Origin of the sequence: Sphingobacterium sp. UBA7038, from assembly GCF_002494055.1 — a bacterium.
Lineage (GTDB): Bacteria > Bacteroidota > Bacteroidia > Sphingobacteriales > Sphingobacteriaceae > Sphingobacterium > Sphingobacterium multivorum.
The window spans coordinates 29,715-54,931 of sequence record NZ_DLAV01000015.1; the positions used below are offsets into that span (position 1 = coordinate 29,715).

At 44.7% G+C, this 25,217-nt stretch carries 14 protein-coding genes; 7 read left to right on the forward strand and 7 right to left on the reverse strand.

Translation table 11 applies throughout. The features are described from left to right. Positions 1-17 precede the first annotated feature (17 nt). From B3H30_RS09195 to B3H30_RS09215, 5 genes are all read right to left on the reverse strand, one after another. Entirely contained in the window at positions 18-2,348 is a 2,331-nt protein-coding gene (locus B3H30_RS09195; protein WP_286710053.1) for a BamA/TamA family outer membrane protein, read from the reverse strand. After that, positions 2,314-7,722: a translocation/assembly module TamB domain-containing protein gene (locus tag B3H30_RS09200; RefSeq protein WP_286833984.1), complete on the reverse strand. Its 5,409-nt coding sequence runs from the start codon at positions 7,720-7,722 to the stop codon at positions 2,314-2,316. Before B3H30_RS09200 ends, B3H30_RS09195 begins: the two co-directional genes overlap by 35 nt. Before the next feature lie 93 nt (positions 7,723-7,815). After that, entirely contained in the window at positions 7,816-7,974 is a 159-nt protein-coding gene (locus B3H30_RS09205; protein ID WP_172462486.1) for a hypothetical protein, read from the reverse strand. 250 nt (positions 7,975-8,224) lie between these two features. Continuing rightward, a complete protein-coding gene (locus B3H30_RS09210) occupies positions 8,225-8,956 on the reverse strand; it encodes a PRC-barrel domain-containing protein (protein WP_112375994.1) in 732 nt (243 codons plus the stop codon). A gap of 27 nt (positions 8,957-8,983) precedes the next feature. Further along, positions 8,984-9,622 carry an OmpA family protein gene (locus B3H30_RS09215; RefSeq protein ID WP_286833986.1) on the reverse strand — a complete coding sequence of 213 codons (639 nt, stop codon included), beginning with the start codon at positions 9,620-9,622 and terminating at the stop codon, positions 8,984-8,986. A gap of 371 nt (positions 9,623-9,993) precedes the next feature. Here B3H30_RS09215 and B3H30_RS09220 point away from each other — a divergent pair, with 371 nt between their 5' ends. The 7 genes from B3H30_RS09220 (at position 9,994) to B3H30_RS09250 (ending at position 23,950) form a co-directional block, all read left to right on the forward strand. Further along, positions 9,994-13,896 carry a hybrid sensor histidine kinase/response regulator transcription factor gene (locus B3H30_RS09220; RefSeq protein WP_286710055.1) on the forward strand — a complete coding sequence of 1,301 codons (3,903 nt, stop codon included), beginning with the start codon at positions 9,994-9,996 and terminating at the stop codon, positions 13,894-13,896. 149 nt (positions 13,897-14,045) lie between these two features. After that, positions 14,046-16,622, forward strand: coding sequence for a hypothetical protein (locus tag B3H30_RS09225; protein ID WP_286710056.1), 2,577 nt, complete (start codon positions 14,046-14,048; stop codon positions 16,620-16,622). Between the two features lie 200 nt (positions 16,623-16,822). Further along, on the forward strand, positions 16,823-19,807 hold the full coding sequence (locus B3H30_RS09230; RefSeq protein ID WP_286710057.1) for a SusC/RagA family TonB-linked outer membrane protein: 2,985 nt from the start codon (positions 16,823-16,825) through the stop codon (positions 19,805-19,807). Between the two features lie 32 nt (positions 19,808-19,839). After that, positions 19,840-21,405: a RagB/SusD family nutrient uptake outer membrane protein gene (locus B3H30_RS09235; protein WP_286710058.1), complete on the forward strand. Its 1,566-nt coding sequence runs from the start codon at positions 19,840-19,842 to the stop codon at positions 21,403-21,405. 111 nt (positions 21,406-21,516) lie between these two features. Continuing rightward, positions 21,517-22,569 carry a DUF5111 domain-containing protein gene (locus tag B3H30_RS09240; protein ID WP_286710059.1) on the forward strand — a complete coding sequence of 351 codons (1,053 nt, stop codon included), beginning with the start codon at positions 21,517-21,519 and terminating at the stop codon, positions 22,567-22,569. A gap of 36 nt (positions 22,570-22,605) precedes the next feature. Next, complete coding sequence (locus tag B3H30_RS09245) at positions 22,606-23,628, forward strand: glycoside hydrolase family 53 protein (RefSeq protein WP_286833990.1); 1,023 nt, start codon at positions 22,606-22,608, stop codon at positions 23,626-23,628. Between the two features lie 64 nt (positions 23,629-23,692). Further along, positions 23,693-23,950: a hypothetical protein gene (locus B3H30_RS09250; RefSeq protein WP_204991014.1), complete on the forward strand. Its 258-nt coding sequence runs from the start codon at positions 23,693-23,695 to the stop codon at positions 23,948-23,950. Between the two features lie 200 nt (positions 23,951-24,150). Here B3H30_RS09250 and B3H30_RS09255 read toward each other — a convergent pair whose 3' ends face one another. Then, entirely contained in the window at positions 24,151-24,615 is a 465-nt protein-coding gene (locus tag B3H30_RS09255) for a hypothetical protein (protein WP_286710061.1), read from the reverse strand. 115 nt (positions 24,616-24,730) lie between these two features. After that, complete coding sequence (locus B3H30_RS09260; RefSeq protein ID WP_167450487.1) at positions 24,731-25,198, reverse strand: PA2169 family four-helix-bundle protein; 468 nt, start codon at positions 25,196-25,198, stop codon at positions 24,731-24,733. Between the last annotated feature and the right edge of the window lie 19 nt (positions 25,199-25,217).

Consider the following 25,217-nt stretch of genomic DNA (forward strand, 5'->3'; position numbering starts at 1 on the left):
ACGTTGACATGACTAGATCAAAATGGATAACCGATCGCAAGATTAAACATCAGATTATCTTTTCGCCATCTTGAACTTCCAAAGTCGATATCCTTAAATACCCAACGCTCGCCCTTCGGTAAATAGGGGATACGGAACGGGATGGAAAAGTCGGTACGCAGGATCAGAAAGGTAAAATCAAACCGTAATCCCAAGCCGCCGCCGACGGCTAGTTCCTGCAGGAAATCCTTGCTGAATTTACCGCCTGGCTTGGTCTCATCGTCCCGCTGCAGCCATACATTCCCAGCATCGATAAAGGCGGCCCAATGGACAGGACCAGCAATTTTTGCCCGGTATTCGGTATTCAGCTCCAGCTTGATATCGCCTGTCTGATCGGCATAGAAAAGTCCATTGCCCAGCCTTTCCGGAGCTACTGTACCCGGTCCGATCGCACGTGCGCCAAAGGCACGGATACTATTTGGTCCGCCCACATAATATTGCTTAAGATAGGGCAGGGAACGCGAATTGCCATAGGAGTAGCTCATCCCTATACTCACCCGTGATGCGATCTGTGAATTTTCGCTGAGCTTGAAATAATGCCTGCCATCCACACTGGCTTTGATATACTGCGAGAAGTAGGCGTCAAAAAGTTTAAAAGTCTTGCCCTTATTAAAGTCTGCACCTTTGATCAGTCCCAGAATATTGCCCGAAAGGTCCAGGTTTCCCTTGAAATAAAACGTATTGCGCAGGTGCTTTTTCATGGTATTCTGAAAGGTGAAATTATAATTGGGCCCAATCGTAAATTGGGGATCGATTACATGCCGCAACGCCGGAATGGTATCCATCTGCATTTTGTAGCTTTCCGAAATGCCTCTTGGCTGTACATAGGTGATTTCCATCAACGCCAGGTCATGCTGTTTCTCTTCGTTCTCTTGCCAGCTGTAACCGTAGCTCAGCGCCATGGAATTGAGGGTATAGGCTTTTCGCCGGTTTAAAAATTCATAGCGTGCCTTGATATAGGTGTTCGGAATAAATTGGCGCGAAGGATTGATGGTACCAAATGGCGTCAATATCCTCGGAAAGGTTAAGGTGGCCTCGGTACCATACCGGAAATAGCTGGAGTTCAGGTCGGCATTGCCTCCCGTCTGCAGTTCGTAGCCGCCAAATACATTGATATTGAGCTTTTCGGCTCCTTTAAAAGCATTCCGTAAGGTCCAGTTGACATTGACCTCGGTCCCGTTGTAGACGGAAGCCATCTTGCCCAGCAGCTCTACCCGAATGGATTTCTTGGGCAGGGGCGTAAGGTAATAGTACACATCCAGCGCGTTGGGCACTTCCTTGCTGTCCACAAAGTTATTTTTGACAAATTTCCAGCTGTTCAGGTTCACCAAATGGCTGATGGTCCGGTTGTGGGCATCGCGGTTGTACAGGTCGCCCTGCTTGAAAAAGATGTGATTGGCAATAACAGGTTTGCGAAAGCTGTGTTTTGGATCGATAAAATAATAACTGCTATCAAAGGGTTCGGCATTCCGGGCCGACCGCTGGTAGCCTGCCCCGGTCTCCGTATAGTTGGGGTAGATATAAATCTTGTTGATTTTGGACGGTACCCGGGCCTGCTCAGGGGCTTCTTTTTTTACCGTGACATATAGATTGACCTTATGGTTGCCGATGGTGCTATCGACCTGCACCAGGATATAGTCGGGGCTAAAATAATAGTAGCCCTTATTTTTAAGGACATTGTCTATCCGGTCCCTTTCGTTGAGTACCACATCCAGGCTATAGTTGTTGTTTGGCCGTAGCAGGCTCTCGCCGGAAGTCCCCTGAATATCGCGGCCGAGTTGGGTCGAGCTGTCCACATCAAAGGTGACTGATTTAATGCGGTAGATCAGATTGGGCTTAGCGGTATAGTCTACCGTTGCTTTCTTGTTTTCAACGGTGGTATCGGAGGTCACTTCGGCATTGAAAAATCCGATATTCTCCAGCCGGTTGCGCAGCAGATTTTCATTGTACTCCCGGTTTACATCGCTCAGTAGTACAGGTTCCTCGCCAATTTTTTTGAGGAAACGTTTTATAAAGTTGCTGTTGGCGGTATCGCCCGCCATATTGTTAAAATAAAGCTTATAGGGCATGCCCAGCACCCGCTTATTGGGTTTGGGCCGCAGCGATTCGGCCAGGTAGGTCGCCAGTTTCTCCTTGTTTTTCTTCGAAATGGTATCGGATGCGATGTTCACGTTTCCTTTCACGTAAAGGCTCTCGTCTTCGGGTAGGTTTTTGGTCGACGAACAGGCCGCAATGATGCCGCTTATTATAAATAGGCCAATCAGCCCCTGTAGTTTAATTTGCATGGTAAGCCCTTTCTTCGTCTTCATTTTTAATTGCTGTGGTTTTGATCGTGTCTAATTGCTTCGGAGCATTATTTTTCCCTTTGCTGTTTGCTGTGCTGTCCACCTGCTGGCGGCGCTGCTGTTCTTTTTCCTGTTCTTCCATGCGTTTGCGGTATTCGGGGCTATGGAGCATCAGGCTGTCGCGGATGACGGTGCGGACGCTGTCCCGATAAGCCGAATCCTGTTCCATACGCTCTACATCAAAACGTTTCCTAAACTTCTTACTGCCTGTATTGTAATATTCCTTGAGTCTTTTGGAGCGCATAAAGATCTCCTTAAATCGGTTGTAATCCATGGTAATGATAAAACCGATACCCGTTTCAACAAACTGTCCCTGCAAAGTGACCTGGTATTGGTTTTTGCGGTAGAATCGCGCAAAGTAGCGCCCATCTTGCGAAAGCTGATAATCCAGCTGTATATCACCGGCAATATTATTGGCCGCCTCACCAGGGCGTGAATTTCCCTCTACTTCAAAGTTAGATCCGATATTGACTTTCAGGCGGTCGTTGAGCAGCATTTTGGACACACCGATGTTCAGGTCGGTACGCGTCTGGGCAGTTCCGGTGCTGTAATCGTCTGCTGAGGTCAGGTTGAAATCAAGTTCAACTCCCGTAATTAAATCGGAGGCCAGGCGGTTGAGCTGCGAACTCAAAAACGAACTGACGCTATTGCGTACCAGGGCTTCTGTACCACCGCCACCAGAAAGGCTTTCAAATGGATTGGCCGACATAAAACGCCCCAGCACTATCAGGGAAAAGACTTGTTTATTGAGGTCGGAAGGATTATCGCGTAAGGTCGTCAGGGCATTGTCTACCTTACTGATCACATCCTGCGATACGATGGCATTGTTGGCATTCAGGTCGATATCAAAATTGAGCTGTGGCTGAAACAGTTGGTCTGAAATTTTCAGCAACACGTCAAAAGGTATCTTTTGCTTATATAGGTTAGCGTTCTGTGTTCCAAGTTGTGGCGCTACCAGTTCTAGCGTAGGGGCTTTTAAGGTATATACTGCCGTAATATTTAACTGCGCGTCCAATGGATCGCCATTCCAGGTAATTGTACTTCCTTTCTGAAATTTGAAGTCTCTGCTGACGGGTCCAAAACTGAACGAATAACTTCCCCGCTCCACGGTAAAAGTGCCCGACATGGTTATTTTACCGCTGGCATCTACGCCCGCATTTAATTCGGCCTCGCCCTGAATATTTAGGGCATCCTGCGAGCCTGCATCAAGCAGAATCTTAAACTTGGCATCCTTATCGGTCTGCAGGTTCAGGTCGACATCTATGCCCGTCAGTTTGGTGACGGTCATGGAATCTAATCGGGCAAGGGCATTTGCGGTGGCCGTATCGCGTTTGTCTACAAATTCGACTACACCCTTCCGATCGGCCATACCGGGATCATTGTTGGGCATTACCATGGTAAAATCGGTACTGTCGAGTACTTTGATGGTACCGTCCACAACAGGTTTGTCTAGATTTCCACCGATCTGCAGATCGGTGCCCAGAAACATTTTTCCATAAAATAGATCGTTGTCTGCCTGAGTGGAATTGAGGACTTCAAAATTGTCCATGGCGATGCCGAGGTCAAATTCAAAATCGGTGTAGGTCTGTGTCTTGATAGAACCGCTGACCTGGGCAAAATTGCCTCTGCTGTCTTCGAGTTCAAATTTGGGGAATGATATTCCAGTTGGATCAAAACGGATCTGTTCGTCTTTTGCTTTGAACAGGGCATTGAGCATGGCTACATTAAATTCGGCTTTCCTGAAATTGAGGTCGCCCCTGATCTGTGGTTTCGAGGGTGATCCCTTTATTTTTAGCTGACCTTCGAGGTTGCCCTTCGCGTCTTTGAGGTTGCCCATGCTGAAGGCCTGTACGGTCTTCATCGTCAGCGGCGCAATATCCAACGTAAAGTCAAGCGCTGCATCGCCTTGAGGTGGATTGATAAAGTCTCCGCTCAGGACGAGGTTATTTCCGTTTTCGGTAATGCTTACGTTGGCATTGTAGGTGTTTTCGCGTTCATTATTGACTTTGATATTGACATTGCCCACGGTATCTTTTCCGAAGTAAAACTTGTCGACGACAAGATCGGCAACAAAAACAGGACTACTTTCCAAGCGGGAGAGCGTGGTTTGTCCGTTGATGCCGCCGCCGACATCCAGGCTGTCACTCATAATCATCTTGCTCAGGGTCTCGATACGGAAATTTTTAAATGCCACATCAAGCGGTGAGTTCAGGATGCTGTCCTTCGAAGCGATGCGCAACTCCTGTCCCTTGTTGCTGAGGATAAAATTATTAGCCAGCAGTCCTGCGCTGCCAAATTTTAAGGTGTTGTTGGGCGCCACATCCCACTTATCGTAGTTGAGCATGAGGCCGTCCTGCAGCAGGCTGAATTCAAATAGGCCATTTTTGGCCTCCATGTTGGCTCCCAGGTGGTACTGTTCTTTATCCTGCTTATCTTTGATCCAAAGTCCCATGTTGACGATGTTCTGAGCAACCTTACCACTGAAAACCGTATTGGTCAGCTCAATGCTGCTCATTTTAACCTTGTTGATTAAGGCCGAATAATAGAGGGCGCTATCCAGACTGTTGATATCCAGGGTCACATTGTCAATTGCTGTACCCGCATACACAATGCGTGGAGCATCCAGTTTGGCAGAGAGATTTTTGGAAGTACTATTGAAGAGACCGTCCAAGCTAATAGCTTTCATTTCTGTCAGCTGCGGCAGAAAATCCTGAATCAGTCTATTGCGGGTCAGCTGTGCCGAAAATTCGATGATCTGCGGTGAGTAGGCCGGAATCTTGACCGGCTTTTCGGGTTTGTAATAAACCTGAAGCAAATCTTTGACGGCACTTTGCAGCTCCAGAATTTTGTATTTGCCGACCAGGTGGGCATTCAGAAAATCAGAACGCAGTACCAGCTGATTGCGGCTGGTATCGGCCTTGGCCAAGAGTGAAACAGTATCCAGTGCGTAACGATCGGAGTTGTATCGGATCAACGAATTGGTAATATGCGCTTCACCATTCAAAAAGTTTGGATCTGCTGTGCTGAAGTTACCGCTCAGCTTACCCCGGTAGCTAACCGCATCCTGCATCAGGTGTAACTTTTGCAGGTTGATGCTGTCGACCAGCAGTTCGAATGCTACTTTGGGATAAGTCGATTTCATATTGGCGCTGGCATTCAGCTTAAGGTTGATGTTCGGATCGGGACTCAGAATGGATGCCTTCATCGCACCTTTATCGGCCGATATATCCATATCGATATCATGGTAGCGGTAGCCCATGGCATCCAGTCGGTTCACTTTACCGTCAAAATTGGCCATCAGTTTTTTAGGATCGGTACCCTTGCCTTTGATTTTTCCTTCGAAAGAAAGGATGCCCAGGGTACTGTCCATTTTCATGATTTGACCGATATTGAGGTCACGAACGCTGACTGCCGCATTGTATAGGGTATCGCGCTTGGTCATTTGGACCGTTCCATCGACTTTGGCAGTGCCTTTTTCGGTTACCAATGCAAGTTTCGTATTGAAGGCAGTCATTCCACCTTTAAAAGTTCCGCTCAGACCGATGGTATTGGGTAATTCGATTCCGGCAGGCAGCATCGATTTGGAAACCAGTTTTTCGATATCTGAACGGCCTGTCGTCAGTTTTTTCAGGTTGAGGTCTACCGACAATTTATTCATATCGGGTAGTCCTTTCAGATGCAGGCTGGCAATCAATCGGGTATTGGAAAGTGTCCTGAAGTCGATATTCGGAATATACAGGTCATCGACACGGCCGGTCACGCGGGTGTCGATATAAAATTTCTTGTCCAATAGGGGCTTCATCACCTGCATGGTGTCCAGAAAGGGCGCTAGAAATCGGATATCGCGCATATCGATATGGCTTTTTGTGATGTTGGCATTAACCGTGATCAGTTCTGGTTTTTTGGCGATGATATCCAGGGAAGGATAACTTAGCTTAACGTAATCGCGGATCAGGGTGCGAGGAGTTTCGGCATAGAGATTTTTGATTTCGGCACCGGTATTGGTATACTTAAAATCGGCCTTTAATTGCTTGATGACAAAGCCGGAGTGGTCGGCTGCCACGAGTTCTTTCAAGGATCCGCTCATGGAGTCGGCGCTGTAGTACAGATCGGTTAACCTGGTTTTAAGACCGGGCATTTGGATATTAAAATAATCGAAACCTTTGATGCGCGGCTGATTGTCGTCTTTAAAACGGATACTGGTATTGTTGATGATGATGTCTTTGGCTGAGACGACCCAATTCATTTTTGTGGCCGAACTGGTATCTGTTTTTGCAGTGTCATTCTTTTCTCCCTGGGTGTTTGATTTCTCAGTTTTTGCTTCCTTGTTTTTTGCGTTGGTTGTTGCCGCATCCACTGCTGCTGTGTTCGCTGTCGTTGCGTTGATTTTTGTCGCCTTGGCAGTAGTCTGTTGAATTTTTCCGAGCAGGACATTGTTGTCCGAGCCGTCGAGATCGAGCTTATTGATGTCGACAACCTGTTTGTTCAGATCGATCTTATTGATGTCGGCATGGAATTTTTTTAGGACAAACTGCGACTTCAGTGCACTGGACTGGTCCTCGTAGCGGACCAAAATATTATTGAGGTCGGCCACCTGTATACCCACGTCAGGAAGGAGCGAAGTCGTCTGTGCCGTTTTATCGGTGATACCAAAATCTTCTACCGATGGGCCTGCGCCTTCTATGGCGGGCTTCCACTGCTTGACCGTGGCATTTAGTCCGTCGATGTTGATTTTAGGTAGCTCAAAGGCCATGTTTTTGGTCAGGTCAAATTTCTTTATGTTCGTATTTAAACGACCAAGATAGACGTCGGCACTGGTGCCGATAACCTCGTCGGCATAGACCACATGTATTTTTGAAAACTTAACCTTATCCAGGTTAAACAGCAGTGCTGAAGTCGTGTCTGCGGTAGGCTCACTTTCCTTTTCAGAAGCAAAGGCCTTAACAATATAATCAAAGTTAAAGGCACTGTCTGGCAAGGTGCGACGTATTTTGGCGGTAATTCCATCGGCTTCCAGGCTTTGGATTTCCACAGTATTCTTTAATAGTTTCAGCATATTGATATCGACCGCAATGCTTTTACCAGCAACTAAGGTATCCTTACTTTGATCTTCGAGATAGATATCTTCCAAAACCAATTTTTTAGGAAAATCGATATTGATGTAACCAATTTTGACGGGGGTGCCGATCTTTCCTTCGACATAATGTGTCACTTTACCAGCGATATAATTCTGTATGGAAGGTAGGCGAAGCAGGAAAACGATAAGAATAAAAAGCGTAATTATTCCTCCAATAATCCACAATATTGTTTTTAAAGCAATTCGTGTAAATCTGTTCAAGGTGTTGTTGATTTAAGTTTACAGATATAACAACACAGAACTGCAAATGGTTTGGATATCGTGAATTGATATCTCTGCCGATGTATGTTTAGCTTACCATAACAACCAAGTTAGAATCGCTAGAAAGCCGCCACGGATGAGTAATTCCTGTGTGAGCTCCTCGCGGTCCAGTTTATACCAGCTATATTTTTCATAATACTTTCGGATTATTTGTCTATTCTTTTGGTTGACGATTTTATATGTTGCTTTCATAAGCGATTTGTATTGATTTTCTACAAATCATGCAATTTTAATGCAGTTTTTATGGCGGAAAAGGGATTTCAGTAGTAATTTGGTACGATAGGTTATAAAATACTGACGGTTTGGGTATTTACACGATTAAATTCAAGAAATACGGCATTTAGGGTTTGTCTATGCACGCTATAGTTGCAGTTATTTATAAATAAGCGGCTTAAATAACGCATATTATCTAAGCCGCTCAAAGTAGTTGTACGTGATTATACTAAAGTTCACTATTGTTGTCGAGTGTACCCGGCTCGTGCCCCGTCCCTTGCTCATGTCGTGCAGCCACTCTACGGGTGCGCTGTGTCTGATCTGTCGGAAGACTTTCGGTTCTTTTCCCGCCGCTATAGAACGTATCTTCGCTAAAGTGATAATGATCGTAGAATGCAGTCGGGTCATAGCTGTTAGAGCTTACGACGAAACCTACATCGCCAGTGCCTTCAAATACATGACGTGTAATTAACTCTGTTTCGGGCGTGACTTTATCCTGTTGGTAAGCAGGCAGTCGAATTAACTGATCTTCACTGACGGATATGACCACTACTTCGCCATCGTCGGCAGGATTATACAGATAATCTGTTGCTGGTTCTTCCGTCGGAATTTCGTCTACCGTAAGGATCACGCTAGGATCGATGGGCTCGACAGGTGGAACCAGCGTGGTTTCCTCATTGCTGGCCTGAATTTGTGTACCGTCATAAAGCGATGCTAATCCAATGGGGGCCAATACTTTCTTGTCTTCGTCAATAACAAAATCGGCGTCATGGAGATCAACGATGATATAACGGACTTGTAGGCTTTCAGGATCAAAGAGTAGATCATCCACCTTGCCGATCAATTGACCAGCTTCATTTTTCACTTTCCAGCCTCGGATATCTGGTTCGCCGTCGACAATTTCATAATCGCTTCCACCGAGTTCAATCAAATGATTATAGTTGTTTTCTTCTATTGCCATGTCTTTAATTTTATTGGTTATCAATTTTTATTTATTCCGAAAAACGACAATCTCCACATTGCGGTTCTGATTTCTGCCACTTGCAGTTTCATTGTTGGCGACTGGCGCTTTTTCACCACGAGAATGTATACTGATTTTTTTCTGAGCAATGTTGCCACGCTTGACGAGCCAGTCTTTGACAGCGGTTGCTCTTTCTACACCAAGCTGCTTATTGTGGGAAACTGTACCTGTGCTATCCGTATTGCCGAAAACGCCAACATAGGCTCCTTTAAAATTTTTATTTAAAGCTGCTGAAATCTGGTTGAGCTTCGCTTCAGCTGTACTTTCTAAGGTATTTTTATCGGTTGCGAACAAGATGTTTTCCCCTAACGAATAGATGGTATAAGCATCGCTCGAACGTACACGGATATCCTTATCCGTAATGTTTGGATCGGAAGATTCAGCACTGTTGAAATCAATTGAATTCCATTCTGGAACGGTGGTCGCAAGTGTATCTCCTTGTGGCGCGCTTGAATTAACGGTCGTATCGGAGCTGGTTTCATTTAACCTAGCGCCACTGTTAGAACGATTGATGAAATAGAGGACCAATCCCAATGCGATCAGTGAAAGAAGGAGCCATAACCACCAAGGTGCTCCATTTTTAGGTTTTACTTCTAAATGTGCCATATATACTTTTTTCAAACAGAACAACATTTATTGAGCTTCGTTTGAAAAAGTTTTGTTTAGGAAGGATTGCTGGTTAAATCATACCGCCTGGAAAACGTACAAAAGTCAGAATCGTACCTTCAGCGTACATGACCTGTTCCGGATCTTTGGGCTTTTAAAAATCTTTGCCGATAATTTCATAGTTTTACAGGCATGGGGTTTTATCGCTATTGTTTATATTTTATTTTGTTACTGCTCACTTCATGTGCAGCAGATACAAAACAGGCAAATTTTGCTACTGTTACAGAATGCTATTTCCGCTTGAGAAGATTGATTGGATAAGTGCTATTCCATTTGAAATAATTAAGTTTGTGGTATAGCGCTTATAAAAAATGCAATCTCTTTATTTCTATTGGTTACTTGTCTGTTCCTTCGTGGGTACGGCTGTTTTCGGGCAATCGCTGGATTATCCCTCTTTTCGCAATATTTCCTTGGGAACGAATGCAAATACAGTCCACTCTTTTGCACAGGATAGCTTGGGGATGCTTTGGCTGGGAAGTAACAATGGGTTATTTAATTATGATGGCTATGCGCTGCAGCCGCTCACTGGAACCAAATCTCCTTTTCAGACGTTCGTTTACTGTATTGCACTGATCGATAATAAATATTTCGCATTGGGGACAGGGCAGGGTGTGCTGCTCTATAACTATCAGTTCGATCGTTTTGAATCTTTTCCGACAGGGGGGCCTGGAGATGTCAGGGCTTTGCTGCTTGTTGGCGATACGTTGTGGATAGGTTCAATAAGTGGTTTGTATTGCTATAATACTAAAACACGCAAACTTATTGATTATCATAATTCATTTCCAAAGAATAAATCAAAAACCGCCGTGTATGCACTGGAAAAGGTGGGCGATAGAATCTTAATCGGTACGTATAATGGGCTTTTTGAATTAAGTCCATCAAAAAAAGATATTGTGCCTCTACCGATCCCAGATTATAGGCCGGGGAGTAATCAATTTGTGAATTCTATATTTTCTATTCCGGAATCGGCAAGTACCTTTGTTGGAACAGAATATGGCCTGTATCGCTATAATACGGAGAACCATACGCTTAAGAAGACTCCGGTATTACAAAATCATCCCATCAAAGCGATGGCTTCCAAAGATTCCAACACCTTGCTTGTCGGTACGGATGATGGTCTTTTTACGTATCAGCTGGATCAGCAGTTGGTCAAACGGATCAAACATGATTCCCGGAATAGAAATTCGCTGGCCAATAACATCGTGTGGAGTATCTTTAAGGATCGGTCGGAAAATATCTGGCTGGGTACAGACCTGGGATTTTCCTTATGGTCCAACCGCAAGGTGGAAAAAATACTGCCGATCTATCAATTGACAGCGAGCAGCGATGGCAACCGTTTTTATAAAATTAACAAGGATCGCAATGGCTGGTATTGGTTGGGAGGCGATAATGGTTTGATCCGTGTACGTGGGCTGGACGACAAGAATACGGAAAGCAGCTGGTACCGTATGGATGCCAAGAATTATCGTTTGGCACACAACCGTATCCGGGATATATTTGAGGATCATACGGGATTGGTGTGGATAGCTTCCGACGGTGGCGCCAATGTGTTTGATGCACATACGAAACAGTTTAAAACCTTTACAATTGTCGATGCCAGTGGAAGACGAAATGCGAAATGGTCGTACGATATCTTACAAGATGGACAGGATAATCTCTGGGTGGCCTCCTATATGGGGGGAATATTTGTCGTCAGCCGAAGCCGTTTATTGGAGTCGAAGGGCCCGGTCATAGCAAACCGTAATTTCAGTAAAGCTGACGGTCTTCTGGAAGATTTTGCCAATCAGATTGTTGACAACGGAAGGGGGAAGATATTAGCGCTGTTCTATAATAAGGGGATCAGTAGCATTGATGTGGCCACAGGGAAAATAACGGAGATTAAAGACAGCGCAGGGCATGCATTGGATCAGGCGACCTTTATGCTGAAGGATGGGCAGCAAACGGTGTGGGTAGGGGAACATGGCGAATTGAGGCGTATTGCTCCGGATGGGAAAAATACATTGGTTCGTTTTGATCCTGTTGGTAAAGGAGAAGTAACTGCCATGGCTGAGGTCAAAGAAAGCATCTGGCTGGCAACGAGTACTGGCGTGTGGCAGGTTAATAAGCAGAGTTTAAAAACTGAATTGTTAAGATACGGACAAAGAATATCCTCAATGTACTACGATGCCGAGCGGGAACAAGTGGTGCTGGGCGGAATTGATGAGGTGGTCCTGTTGCCCGCGCAAAATGAGCTAGCGGATCTGGATGGTTCCAAAAAGATTGTGCTCACCGCAATGTATGTCAATAATGAACGTTTCGGTAATTACGACTATGGCTTACGGTATAAAAACGAGATCACTTTGGCGCATGATCAGAATAACCTCCGGCTTGAATTTTCCGATTTGGATTATGGGAATCATTTGGGCTATCGCCTAGCTTATGCTTTTAAAGGAAAAAATGAAACCTGGATTCCGATGGAACGGGGTGATAACAAAGTGCTTCTGTCCAACTTAAGTTCGGGTAACTACGACCTTCAGTTGGCTAAAGTGGATGTCGCCGGTCATGTTGTGTCGGAGATTTATACCTACCATATTCAGATCCGTTATCCATGGTATGCAAGCTATTGGGCCAAAACTGTTTACGCCCTCATTGTTATTTTCCTGCTATTTTGGGTTGTCAATTTTTTCAGGGTTCGCAGTACGCTAAAATGGGAAAGGCGCGAACGGAGGAAGGTACTTGAGCTCACAAAGATGAAAATGGACTTCCTGACAGCTGTGTCGCATGAGCTGAAAACCCCGCTAAGTCTGATTTTGGCTCCTGTCAGCCAAATGATGCGGCAGACAAAAAACAGTGACAAAAAGAAGCAGTTGGACGGTGTTCATCGAAATGCCTTAAAAATAAGCCATCTCATTCAGGAATTGATGACTTTTGATCAGGTCGAGCAGCAGAAGACGCCCTTGCAAGGCTTGCTTACCTCTCAGGTGGATCTGGTCGCCTATAGCAGACAAATTATAGCTGACTGGCAGCAGATACCTGAGTACAGTACCGTCCATATTGGCTTTGTTACCGATGTAGAGAGCTTTTTTATACAGACCGATGTAGCCAAACTGGGATCGATTCTCAACAACCTCATCGCTAATGCTTGTAAGTATAATCGTCCGGAGGGTGGCGTGGAACTGCGGCTGAAAGGAATTGGTCCAGATGTCAAGCTTGTCGTTCGGGATACGGGAATTGGTATAGCACCTGAAGACCTACCTTATGTATTTAGCAAATTCTATCGTTCTTCCCTGAAAGAAGTGAGTGCTGTACAGGGCACGGGCGTTGGTCTGTACCTTGTCAAAAGTTATTGTGAACAGTTGGGCTGGACCGTTGATATAGCGAGCGATCAAAATGGCACAGCCGTAACGCTTAGTTGGAAACATGACCATGTAAACGATGAGGATGCGACCGATAGCATACCGGTAGGGGCTAAACGAAAACTACTGATCGTCGAAGATAATGCCGAACTCGCTGATTTTTTACGAAATGCCATGCAGCCACATTACGATTGCCGCATTGTGAGTGATGGTAGCGAGGGCTTACGCTTGATCGACGGACATAGTTTTGTGCCCGACATTATTCTCACGGATGCCATGATGCCCAATATGGGGGGGATTGAAATGGTGAAAAAACTACGACAAAATATCGTGACGGCAACTATTCCGATTATTTTGCTTACCGCACAAAACGATGAGCTGATCAGACGCGAGTGGGTTGCCGTCGGCATAGATGCTTATATGGCGAAACCTTTTGATCTGGACTTGCTCCAGATACAGCTCTTGCAGCTCTTGGATAGGAAAGATAAGATTGTCGCTCAGTTGCGTATCGACGAAATCAGTAAACCCACAGAAGCAATAGCTGTACATTCACCAGATGAAAAATTTCTGACCAATGTGACACGGCTGATCGAAGAAAATTTAGACGATTCGGAATTTTCGGTGCAGCGGCTCAGTGAGCTGACGGATGTCGCCGCCAGACAACTCCATCGTAAAATTAAGCAACTAACAGGCTATACACCGGTGGAGTATATACGCAGCATTCGTATCAAAAAAGCAGCGCTGTTATTACAGCAAAAAAAGTTTACCGTTTCCGAGGTGATGTATATGGTCGGATTCTCCAATGCTTCTTATTTTTCAAAATGCTTTCAATCGGAATTTGGGATGTCACCAAAGGTGTATATGGAAGGTTATTTGTAAGTGGTTGATTGTTAGTGCTGTTTGTTGTTTTAGGTGGTTGGGGATGTCCAATTTGTGTTGTTCTTTGTCCGATATGTGGCCTTAAAAAATAATCACGTTTGATAGGTTTGTAAGAGTAATAACCAAAAAATTATAAATCGATACAATCCATGCGTGTAATTATTTTATGCTGCTTTGCTCTTTTGGGCTATGTCAATTCTTACGCTCAATCGAAGGCGATTAAAAAGGTCCCTACAGTTTTTGTCGACCGTGAAGGTGTCATGCGCTGGTCCGACTCCAAAGCTGAAGCTTCATTTTATGGCGTCAATTATACCGTTCCTTTTGCCCATGCCTTTCGGGCTTTACACGATAAAGGCATCGATCGAAAGCGGGCTATTGATCGGGACGTTTACCACTTCGCCCGTTTGGGATATAATGCTTATCGTATCCATATTTGGGATGTAGAAATCTCCGATAAAAATGGTAACCTGATCAGCAATGAACATCTTGATCTATTGGATTATCTACTTTTTAAACTTCAGGAAAGGGGAATTAGGATCCTGATTACGGGAATGACCAATTTTGGTAATGGTTATCCAGAAAGAAATATAAATACAGATGCATTTACGTATCATTATGATAAGTGTGCGGTTCATGCTAATCCACAGGCGATAGCTGCTCAAGAAAAATACATTACCCAGTTACTTCATCATGTCAACCCGTATACCGGAAATGCTTATCAGACGGACCCTTACATCATAGGTTTTGAAATAAATAATGAACCTTGCCATACAGGTGCCATTCAGACGACGTCGGACTATATCGGTCGAATGGTGAAGGCTATGAAGAAAGCCGGGAATAAAAAACCGATTTTCTACAATGTAAGTCATAATATGGAACATGTTAAGGCTTATTTTGATGCTGATATCCAAGGGACAACCTATCAATGGTATCCTGTGGGACTGGTTGCTGGACGGGAACGTCAGGGGAATTTTCTTCCTTACATTGATCAGTACGATATCCCTTTTTCAAACTTGAAAGGCTTTGCCAACAAAGCGAAGGCGGTTTACGAATATGATCCTGCTGATAATCTCTACAGCTACATGCATCCCGCAATGAGCCGCACATTTCGTTCGGCGGGATTTCAGTGGATCACTCAGTTTGCTTACGATCCGATGGATATTGCAGCCTACAATACCGAATATCAGACACATTATCTCAATTTGGCTTATACCCCGGCAAAAGCACTGAGTACCATGATCGCTGCGGAGGTAGCTTATACGATACCAAGAAATAAAAAGTTTGAACAGTATCCTCAAGACACCCTATTTGGCGATTTTAGCGTCAGTTATGAGCAGGATCTCTCCGTGATGAATGCGCAGGATAAGTATTTTTACACCAATAATACGACAGTAAGGCCTTTAAATCCAACGAAATTGCAACATATTGCCGGTCATGGTTCATCACCTGTGGTGGAATACCGTGGATCTGGTGCTTATTTTTTAGATCGACTGGAAGATGGTCTATGGCGTTTGGAGGTTATGCCGGATGCAGAAAAAATCGCTGATCCTTTTGCTAAGCCATCGCTCGATCGGGAGGTGGTACATATCCTGTATCGGTCACAGATGATCGATATTCGGATTCCTGATCTAGGCGACCTGTTTACCGTCCGGTCACTGGTAGGAAAAAATGACACCGATGAAGCTATTTCAGTTGCTAAAACAAGTTTTAGCGTTAAGCCTGGAGTATATCTGTTAAAGCGTAAGAATATCCAGCTGAAAAATAGCTGGCTAGCTTCCTCGCCCTGGAAAAATGGCTATTTGGGCGAATATTACGCGCCAAAAACTGTAGCGCTGAAGCTACCTCTATTGATACACCAGCAGCCCAAAGTATTGGAAAAAGGGCGCTCTACCAAATTGCAGTTCCGTTATGTTTTTGAAAAACAGCCCGATTCCATTATTCTACAAACGGATCAGGTTTCGTTTTGGAAAGATCATAATCCCTACATCAAGTTGATCTCCAAAGATAACTGTACCTATGAAGCGGATGTCCCGGCATCCTTATTCGTGGGCAATGAATTGAAATATACAGCTACTGTGTTTGTGGATGGTGAAAAAATTACCTATCCTGATAATCAGACTGGAGCACCGCTGGATTGGAATTATCGTGTCAATAGTTATTGGACGGTGGGTTTAAATGAGCAGCGGGCGCCTATAGGGCTTTTTGAGTCCTTGTCCAAAGTCTCTTCTTTGGAAACTTTCGCTATTCCAGAAACGGCTTACATGACTGCGCAACGGGAGCATCATGATCTCAGTAAAGTTCCTTTTTGGACCTATACTTTTCATGCTAAGGATTCTGGGGTACAGTATTTTTGGGTAAAAGATATCAAATCGACAATTGCTGAACGGCCTGCGGGTATCGCTGCTGCCACAAAACTCTGTATACTCTTGAAACATGAGGGCGGGAATCCGCTACTGCATGCTGGGTTTGTTACAAAAAAAGGGTATACCTATGTGGAAAACATAGCTATTGGGACATCGGGCGAATCTTTGGTCCGTATGGATCTAGCCGACTTAAAGCTTGTGCCTACGGCTTTGCTACCTGCTCCTTATCCTGTATTTCTTGAACGGTTTTTTAAACCTACAGTTGAGGCTCAATTTGACAAAAGGGAGATCGAAAAACTAATCGTTTCAGGCGAAAAGATGGAAGGGGTGGTACTATCCATAGCTGCGATATGGCTCGAATAGCGATACAGCTGCTTAATGCCACCGATTAGTAGGGCATGGATAATAATCCGTCAGGCTGTAAGGATCAAGTTTTGGAGCAGGACGACGACCTGAAAAAACGACGGCGTTTTTTAGGGGAATGCTTAAATAAAGCGATAAGGAGTACAAAAAATATAATAAAGGGAAAGAAAACAATTATAAACACATCTAAATTTTAAACAATGAAGGGTTTTGCATTTAAAACAAGTTTATTGGGCTTGTCCTTGCTATCCTGTCTTGGGGAAACGCAGCTTTATGCTGCAACGAAAGGGGAAAGCAAGTGGATCAGGTCGATGCAACAACAGGATGTCCGTGGGGTGGTCCGCAACGAGCATGGGCAGGTGATGGCAGGTGTTACTGTATTGGTGGCCGGAACTACGGTGGGCACTTCAACAGCGAGTGATGGCTCGTACCGTATCTCATTGCCCAGGGGTAAATCCCAGCTTCTATTCTCTGTTGTAGGCTACAGTAGCCAAACCTTGACGGTTGTAGGGGGAACATCCGTGGATGTCAGCATGGTGCCTGCGGGAAATGTGCTGGAAGAGCTCGTCATCGTAGGATATGGTAGTACGACAAAAAAGGATCTAACCGGTGCCGTAAATACGGTTGGAAGCAAGGATTTTAACAGTGGACTTGTCGGCTCTCCCGAACAGCTGATCAATGGAAAAACAGCTGGTGTGCAGGTGATGTCCAACAGCGGTTCTCCTTCTTCCGGGAGTACGATACGTATCCGTGGGGGAGCCTCCTTGAGTGCCAGCAACGATCCATTGATCGTATTGGACGGTGTACCGCTAGAGACTGGTGGTATTAGCGGCAATAGTGGCAATTTTCTCAGTCTGATCAACCCGAATGATATCGAAAGCATGACAGTGCTCAAAGATGCATCATCGACAGCTATCTATGGTTCCCGAGCGTCAAACGGGGTATTATTGATAACAACAAAGAAGGGTAAAGGAGATGCTTTACGGCTTTCTTTCTCTTCAATCGTGTCCATGCAGCAGGCTATGGGAGTGGCTGATATGATGTCGCGCGATGAATTTGCCTCGCTCATCAATACCAAAGGGAGCACTGCCCAAAAGGCATTATTGGGCAATGCCTCAACAGATTGGCTGTCTGAGGTTTTTCAGGATGCCATGGGGACGGATAATAACTTAAGTCTACAGGGAAAGATCGGTAAAACCTTGCCTTTTCGTACATCGGTGGGCTATTATAATCAGCAAGGGACTTTGCGTACCGACAAAACGGAGCGCGTGACGGGCGCTTTGGTATTAAATCCCACTTTTTTTAATAAACACCTGACCGTAAATTTAAATGTTAAAGGTGCCCATAACAACAACGCATTTGCCAATACCGATGCGATATGGTCTGCTGTAGCGTTTAATCCTACGCAACCGATTTATTCTGGGGCAGATGCTTATGGCGGCTATTACGAGAGTTTGGATAATGCGGGTCTTCCGGCAACAGGTGCAAACCTCAATCCACTGGGATTGCTCAAGCAGGAAAAACACCGTAGTACAGTCAATAGAGCCGTGGGTAACCTTGACCTCGATTATAAATTCCATCCGCTGCCTGAACTGAAAGCGCACGTAACACTCGGATATGACTATGCCAAAGGGAATGGATCGAATCTTATTCCGGCAAGTGCGGCCAATAATTTTACGATTGGAGGCTCTTTTGACCGTTATGAACAGACGCTTAAAAATAAATTGTTTACAGGCTATCTAAACTATAACAAGTTCTTCCCGGAAATTAAAAGTACAATTGATGTGACAGCAGGTCACGATTATCAATATTGGAGTGCCCGACGGCCACCTATAGTATACTATAACGAAGCTGGTGATATACGCTCGACTGCTATTGCATCTGACGAACGACATACGCTGATTTCCTGGTACGGACGGATAAACTACAATTACGATAGCCGTTATTTATTGACCGCTACGGTCCGTAAGGATGGAACTTCCCGATTCAGTCCCGAAAACCGTTGGGGGACATTTCCCTCAGTCGCCTTGGCCTGGCGTCTTTCGCAGGAGTCTTTCATGAAAGGAATCTCTTTCATGGACGATCTAAAGCTCCGGGCGAGTTACGGTGTTACAGGGCAGCAGGAAGGAATCGGAAATTACGAATATTTGCCGGTATACAATTTGGGAACAGCCTATGCACAGTATCGTTTCGGCGATCAGTACCATCTGGTGTATAGACCATCGGTTTACAATCGGGACTTACGCTGGGAAACGACCAAAGCATTTAACTACGGCCTGGATTTCGCTTTCTGGAAAAACAGGCTGTCTGGTGCAATTGACTATTACACAAGAAAAACACATGATCTATTGGCCAATGTGCCTGTAGCCGCAGGAACCAATTTTGATCAGAACGCGACTATCAACGTAGGTAATGTTGAAAGTAGTGGCTTCGAATTTCAACTGAATACCGTGCCCATACAAAAGGATAATTTGCGCTGGGAAGTCAATTTCAATGCGACTAATCAGCATACAAAAGTAACCAATATAGCTTTGGTGCAGGATGCGAATGCCATAGGAACTTATGTGGGACCGAATGTCAGTGGCCGTGGTATACAGATTCTGACAACGGGGTATCAGCCTTACATGTTTTATGTCTACAAACAGTTGTACAATGAGGCTGGCAAGCCGCTCGAAGGTGTATATGCGGATCTGAATGGTGATGGAGCGATCAACGAAAAAGACTTGTATCGCTATCAATCGCCCGCGGCAAAATGGCTCTTTGGTTTCAATACGCAGTTAACTTACAAAAAATGGACAGCAGCAACGACACTACGCGCAAATTTGGGTAACTACGTATTCAATAATACCAAAATGAATCTTAGTGCTTGGGAAACAGTTCAATATGTGGATGCGTCGATCAATAACTTACATCGGGATTACTTGGATACCCAATTCCAGACCAGACAGTATTATTCGGATTTTTACGTCGAAAATGCTTCCTTCCTTCGGATGGAAAACGTGTCGGTGAACTATAATTTTGGTCAGGTGGGTAAGATCTCCAATCTACGTGTGGGTGCGGTAGCTCAGAATATTTTTATTGTGAGCAAATATAGCGGTATGGACTCTGAGGTTCCGAGTGGCTTCGACAGTTCGTTCTACCCACGCTCAAGAACTTTCTCCTTGAGTCTCAATATGGATTTTTAATGGCTACCTCAAAAAAGAAAACTTATATAGCGATGAAAAATATAAAAAGATATTGTTTTGGATTGTTGTGTTTAATCGCATTGCTGCAATCCTGTACAAAGGACTTAAACCAGTATCCCACTGTAGAAACTACTTCGGAGTCGGTATACACCTCTGTGGATGGTTACCGGGCTGTGCTTGCTAAATTGTATGCCTCATTTGCCGTTGCGGGCAATGGACGTGGTGATGCCGATCCGGATATGGCGGGCAGCACGGCTTCTTGGGGGTACCTTCGGGTGTACTTTAACTTGCAGGAGGTACCGACTGATGAGGTGATCTATACATGGGCAGGAGGCGACAATATGACCGATATCCAGTATATGACCTGGGGAGCTTCCGATACCTGGGTCAATGCCATGTATTATCGGATCTATTATACGGTAGCCATCTGTAATGAATTTCTACGGAATGCAACAACAGAGAAGCTGGCGACTTTTAATTCGGCCGAGCAGGCACAAATTTTGGAGTTCGCAGCCGAAGCGCGTTTTCTGCGTGCATTGGCCTATAGTCATGCCATGGACCTTTATGGGAACGTTCCTTTTGTGACTGAAAAGGATCCGGTAGCTGCATTTTTTCCACCACGGATGACACGGGCTGATCTCTTTGCATTTATTGAAAAAGAATTGACAGAGGTCGAAACGATCTTACCGGAAGCACGTCAAAATGAGTATGGCCGGGTAAGCCGTGCTGCCGCCTGGTCCCTATTGGCCAAGAATTATCTGAATGCGCAGGTCTATACGGGCACAGCACGTAATGCCGAATGCCTGAACTATGCGAAAAAAGTGATTGATGCCGGATATTCCTTAAATGCGAATTATAAGCAGGTATTTAATGCTGATAATGATAAGCGGACCAATGAAATTATTTTCCCGATAGAGGCCGATGTAGCGTATACAACGACTTGGGGAGCGACAACCTATCTTGTCAACGGCCCTATTGTTGGGAGCATGAAATCATCGGATTACGGTGTGCTTTCCGGCTGGAATAGTTTTCGTACACTTCGCGAATTTGTGGCACTCTTTCAGGTGGAAGACAAAAGAGGTGATTTTTGGAAAAATGGCCAGTCCCTGGATGTCGAAGATCCCGCTGCCTCGAGCCAGGGCTATGGGCTTGTTAAGTTTACAAATTTGAAAGATGATGGTACCTATACGACAGATGAAGGATTGGTCAGTACTGATTTCCCGATGATCCGCCTGGCCGACGTGTATCTAATGTATGCTGAGGCTGTACTGCGCGGTGGCGGAGGAAGTGTACAGGAAGCGATCAAATTGGTCAACAGTATCCGTCAGCGGGGATATGGTAGTTCGGCCGGAGCCATTGATCAGGCGCAGCTGACACTGAATTTTATCCTTGCAGAACGCGGCCGTGAACTGTTTTGGGAGTGTACGCGTCGCACAGACCTGATTCGCTTTGGGAAATTTACCGGTAGCGATTACCTCTGGCAATGGAAAGGTGGTGACATGAACGGCCGCTCTGTGGATGCGAAATTCAATCTGTATCCGATTCCAACCACCGATATGAGCGCTAATCCGAATTTGATCCAAAATCCTGGCTACTAGCGCTGGCTGGCATTAATAACTAAATCTATGGGGATATACTGCTATTTGAGCAAACATGCTGCGGAGGGTATCCAGGTATTCCCATATGGACTTTTAAAGATAATGATACTTATGAAACAATTGACACTCTATATTCTGGTGTTGCTTTTCGTTGCCTGTAAAAAGGAGGGTGGGACACCTGCTGTCAGTGGGATAAAACCTGCAGTGTTGTACAGCAGTACAACAGAACTGGTCTTAAAATCTACTGACCGCAAGACCGTAGCGCTGCAGCTTGTCTGGGATGAAGCGATTTTGGCCAGCGATGAACCAATGGCTCAGTCGGCTTTAAAAAATAAGATAGAAATTGCTGCTGATCCATCTTTTTCTGCTGTCACCAAAAGTATCGAGCAGGTAGCAAGCTCGCTCAGCTATACGCATGAACAATTGAATAACCTTGTCACGGGAATGGGATTTTTGCCCGATGAAAAGAACGTGTTTTATGTCCGTATTGCTTCACGATTGGGAACCAATACAGATTGGCTCTACAGTAATGTGATCGCCCTGACTGTGACCGCTTATCAGCCCGTGGAGGATGCTGCCTATCTCTACCTATCTAATAAAGAGTTTACGCAATTTCCATGGAAACTGTGTTCGAGAAAGGAAGATGGTTTTTATGACGGTTTTGTGCGTCTCGACCAATGGTATAATTTTTATTTAACCAATGCGGAAAGTGCGAGTGCACCGCTCATCTATGGTTCTTATCCCCTGGATGGTAGCCAATATATTTTGTATAGTGGAGCTGATCGCTGGAATTGCTGGACGAGTAAAGGTGGATACTTATACTTGACAGCCGATGTCAATAAGTTGGCCTGGAAAGAAACTTCCGTAGAATCCTTGACGGTAACGGGCGATTTTAATGGTTGGAGTGCGACAGCAACACCAATGGTATATGACCAGACGGTGAAGGTTTGGAAAGCAACCATCACGACAACGGCAGCCGAACAATGGGGAATTAAGGTATTGATCAATGGCAGCTGGACTTGGTTTTTTGGTGCAGCAGAGGGCAATGGAAACTGTGCTTTGTATACGGCCGATGGAACTGGCTTCGCTTATGATAAGATCGGTACACATACCTTGATTCTTGATCTAAGCGATCCAAAACAATTCAAATATCATGTGGAATAAAATAGATAGGGACGGGTTCTTAAATGAAATAATCGGATGAAAAAAATAAAAATAATGTTGGCCCTGATAGGCTTGTGTTTGGGCTTGTCTGGCTGCCACGACAAAGATAATCTTAAGGTGGATATACCTAAAACACATTTGGCAAAAGGTGCGGATGTGAGCTGGATTACCGAAATGGAAGCCTCAGGTATGCAATTTTTTAATGCAGGAGGCAGCGCAGTGGATGGGCTGAAAATCTTGCGTGGACTGGGGATGGATGCGGTACGTCTGCGTGTTTGGGTAGATCCCGAACAAGGCTGGTGCAACAAGAATGACGTACTGGTGAAAGCTCGTCGGGCGCATCATCTGGGCATGCGTATTATGGTGGATTTTCATTACAGTGACACCTGGGCGGATCCGGGACAGCAGACAAAGCCTGCCGCCTGGAAGAGCTTATCGTTTGATGGGTTAAAGAAGGCTGTTAGTGATCATACAATGGAGGTTCTTCAATTGCTAAAAGATAGTGGTATCTCACCTGAATGGGTGCAGGTCGGTAATGAAACGGGCAACGGAATGCTTTGGGAAGATGGAAAAGCCTCTGTCAGTATGGCTAATTATGCCACATTGAATAATGCCGGTTATGATGCGGTAAAAGCGGTGTTTCCGGCAGCAAAAGTGATCGTACACCTGCATAATGGATTTGACAATGACTTGTTTCGTTGGATGTTCGACGGTCTGAAAAAAAACGGTGGGAAATGGGATGTAATTGGGATGTCACTTTATCCGACCCCAGAAAACTGGGAAGAGCGCAATGCGGCCTGCATCAGTAACATCAAAGATATGGTTGCCCGATACAATTCAGAAGTGATGATCTGCGAGGTGGGGATGAGCTGGGATGAAGCAGATAGTGCTGAAATATGGTTAAAGGATCTTTTCAACGCGGTCAATAGTGTGCCCGATCAGAAAGTACTGGGTATATTCTATTGGGAGCCTTTGGCGTATGGTGGGTGGAATGGTTATACCCTAGGTGCATTTGACAATAATGGGCGCCCAACAAAAGCATTGAATGCGTTTAAATAAGGTATATTTAAACCGCTGAATGACAATGAAAAAATTGAACTGTAGACTATAAACACCTGATTTGATGATGAGATTACTGCGTACGACTTACTTTTTGTTTCTTTTATTCCTACTTGTTCCGGGCAATTCGTACGGACAGTCTGCACGGCAATCCTTCTTGTTGGAGAAAAACTGGCGTTTTTTTCAAGGTGAGGTTGTTCATGGGGAGTCAGTAGCATTGGATGATAAGGCCTGGAAAAAAGTCACGGTACCGCATGATTGGGCTATTTTCGGGCCCTTGGACCGGTCACACGATCTGCAGGATGTTGCCTTGATCGTTTAGGCAGGGGAAGAAAATCGGGAAGGATTCAGATAAAGGCGAAGTGCAAAGATTTAAAAGAGGGGGGTATTAACTGTACAGACTGTAAATTCTAAAACGTTTTGACCGTAGCTTTTGTTTAAATGATACCTTAAGTAAGTTAGTGAGTTGATTGTATTTTAACAGAAAGGCTAGATCGATATCGATCTAGCCTTTCTTGTGCATTATTTTCTCCTAATCTGTAGCTTGACACCTAGGCCGAGGCCAATATAATCATCAAATTTAAGATACTTTTTCTGTACGGCGCTAACGAGGTAAAGATCGCTGGTATGAAGATCATAATAGAATTTTACGCCTTCAAAATAAGAGTTGCTGGATTTTATTTTATAACTGAAGTCCTGTCCTACAAAGATATTGATGCGTAGCCTGGTCGAAAACCGATAATAGCTATTCGGGTATTTGTCAGGTTCTTTATACCAAAATTGTTTACCCAATGTCGTATTGAGATAAGCACCGGTACGCAAGGGATGATAAGTAAACTGTTTATTGAGTTTAATTTTCCACGGTGTATACGATTGACGCAGCGTTAAGGTAAGTTTAGCCCGGTCTGTATCATATTTCGGTACATAGCCAAGCAGGAAATCTGTCGACTGGAATCTCTGTTCGGGAGAAATGGAAGCAATCAGCAAAGGCGGCGCTACATTCTTGGCTAAGATGAGTCAATGATGAAGTCTAAACATAAAAAAATACCGAAGCAATATACACTTCGGTATTTTTTGTGAAAAAGAAAATTACAATTTAAAGTTAGATGGTTTTGCTGTCACGCAGCATCTTAATGATATTGTGCGCTTCAAGCTGCTTGCTGAGCTGCGTGTTGATCAAACTATGCACATTTTGCGAGAGTTCTTCCGATCCATCAGCCAAAGCGGTTTGATAGGTGGATTTGAATGCATCTTCGCCCTGCTCACAGGTTTCAAGCAGACTTCTTTCGTCATCTCCCGTGATATTCACTTTTATGCCCATCCAGGCGCGGAAAAGCTTACCGCTCAGCATAGTGCTGTCTGTCGGTTCTTTGCCCTCAAGCTCAACATAAGGTGTCAATTCGGCTATAAATTCTTCCGACTGTCCGATAAATTTTTGAAATGTTGGTACTAGTCTATCCAAGCCGTGGCTGGTTGCTAGATCAATTGCCTTTTTATAACCTTCGATGCGGTCGTTGTTGATTTTGATAATATCGTTGATGATCTCCGGATTGTTGATGTTGTTTTCCATAATATTGTTATTTGTTATC

What these genes read in the sequence shown, in the direction of transcription:
- B3H30_RS09220 (WP_286710055.1), top strand. Translation starts at nt 9,994, where the DNA reads ATGCAATCTCTTTATTTCTATTGGTTACTTGTCTGTTCCTTCGTGGGT.
- B3H30_RS09195 (WP_286710053.1), bottom strand. Translation starts at nt 2,348, where the DNA reads ATGAAGACGAAGAAAGGGCTTACCATGCAAATTAAACTACAGGGGCTG.
- B3H30_RS09230 (WP_286710057.1), top strand. Translation starts at nt 16,823, where the DNA reads ATGAAGGGTTTTGCATTTAAAACAAGTTTATTGGGCTTGTCCTTGCTA.
- B3H30_RS09235 (WP_286710058.1), top strand. Translation starts at nt 19,840, where the DNA reads ATGAAAAATATAAAAAGATATTGTTTTGGATTGTTGTGTTTAATCGCA.
- B3H30_RS09210 (WP_112375994.1), bottom strand. Translation starts at nt 8,956, where the DNA reads ATGGCAATAGAAGAAAACAACTATAATCATTTGATTGAACTCGGTGGA.
- B3H30_RS09260 (WP_167450487.1), bottom strand. Translation starts at nt 25,198, where the DNA reads ATGGAAAACAACATCAACAATCCGGAGATCATCAACGATATTATCAAA.
- B3H30_RS09215 (WP_286833986.1), bottom strand. Translation starts at nt 9,622, where the DNA reads ATGGCACATTTAGAAGTAAAACCTAAAAATGGAGCACCTTGGTGGTTA.
- B3H30_RS09250 (WP_204991014.1), top strand. Translation starts at nt 23,693, where the DNA reads ATGATGAGATTACTGCGTACGACTTACTTTTTGTTTCTTTTATTCCTA.
- B3H30_RS09245 (WP_286833990.1), top strand. Translation starts at nt 22,606, where the DNA reads ATGAAAAAAATAAAAATAATGTTGGCCCTGATAGGCTTGTGTTTGGGC.
- B3H30_RS09240 (WP_286710059.1), top strand. Translation starts at nt 21,517, where the DNA reads ATGAAACAATTGACACTCTATATTCTGGTGTTGCTTTTCGTTGCCTGT.
- B3H30_RS09205 (WP_172462486.1), bottom strand. Translation starts at nt 7,974, where the DNA reads ATGAAAGCAACATATAAAATCGTCAACCAAAAGAATAGACAAATAATC.
- B3H30_RS09225 (WP_286710056.1), top strand. Translation starts at nt 14,046, where the DNA reads ATGCGTGTAATTATTTTATGCTGCTTTGCTCTTTTGGGCTATGTCAAT.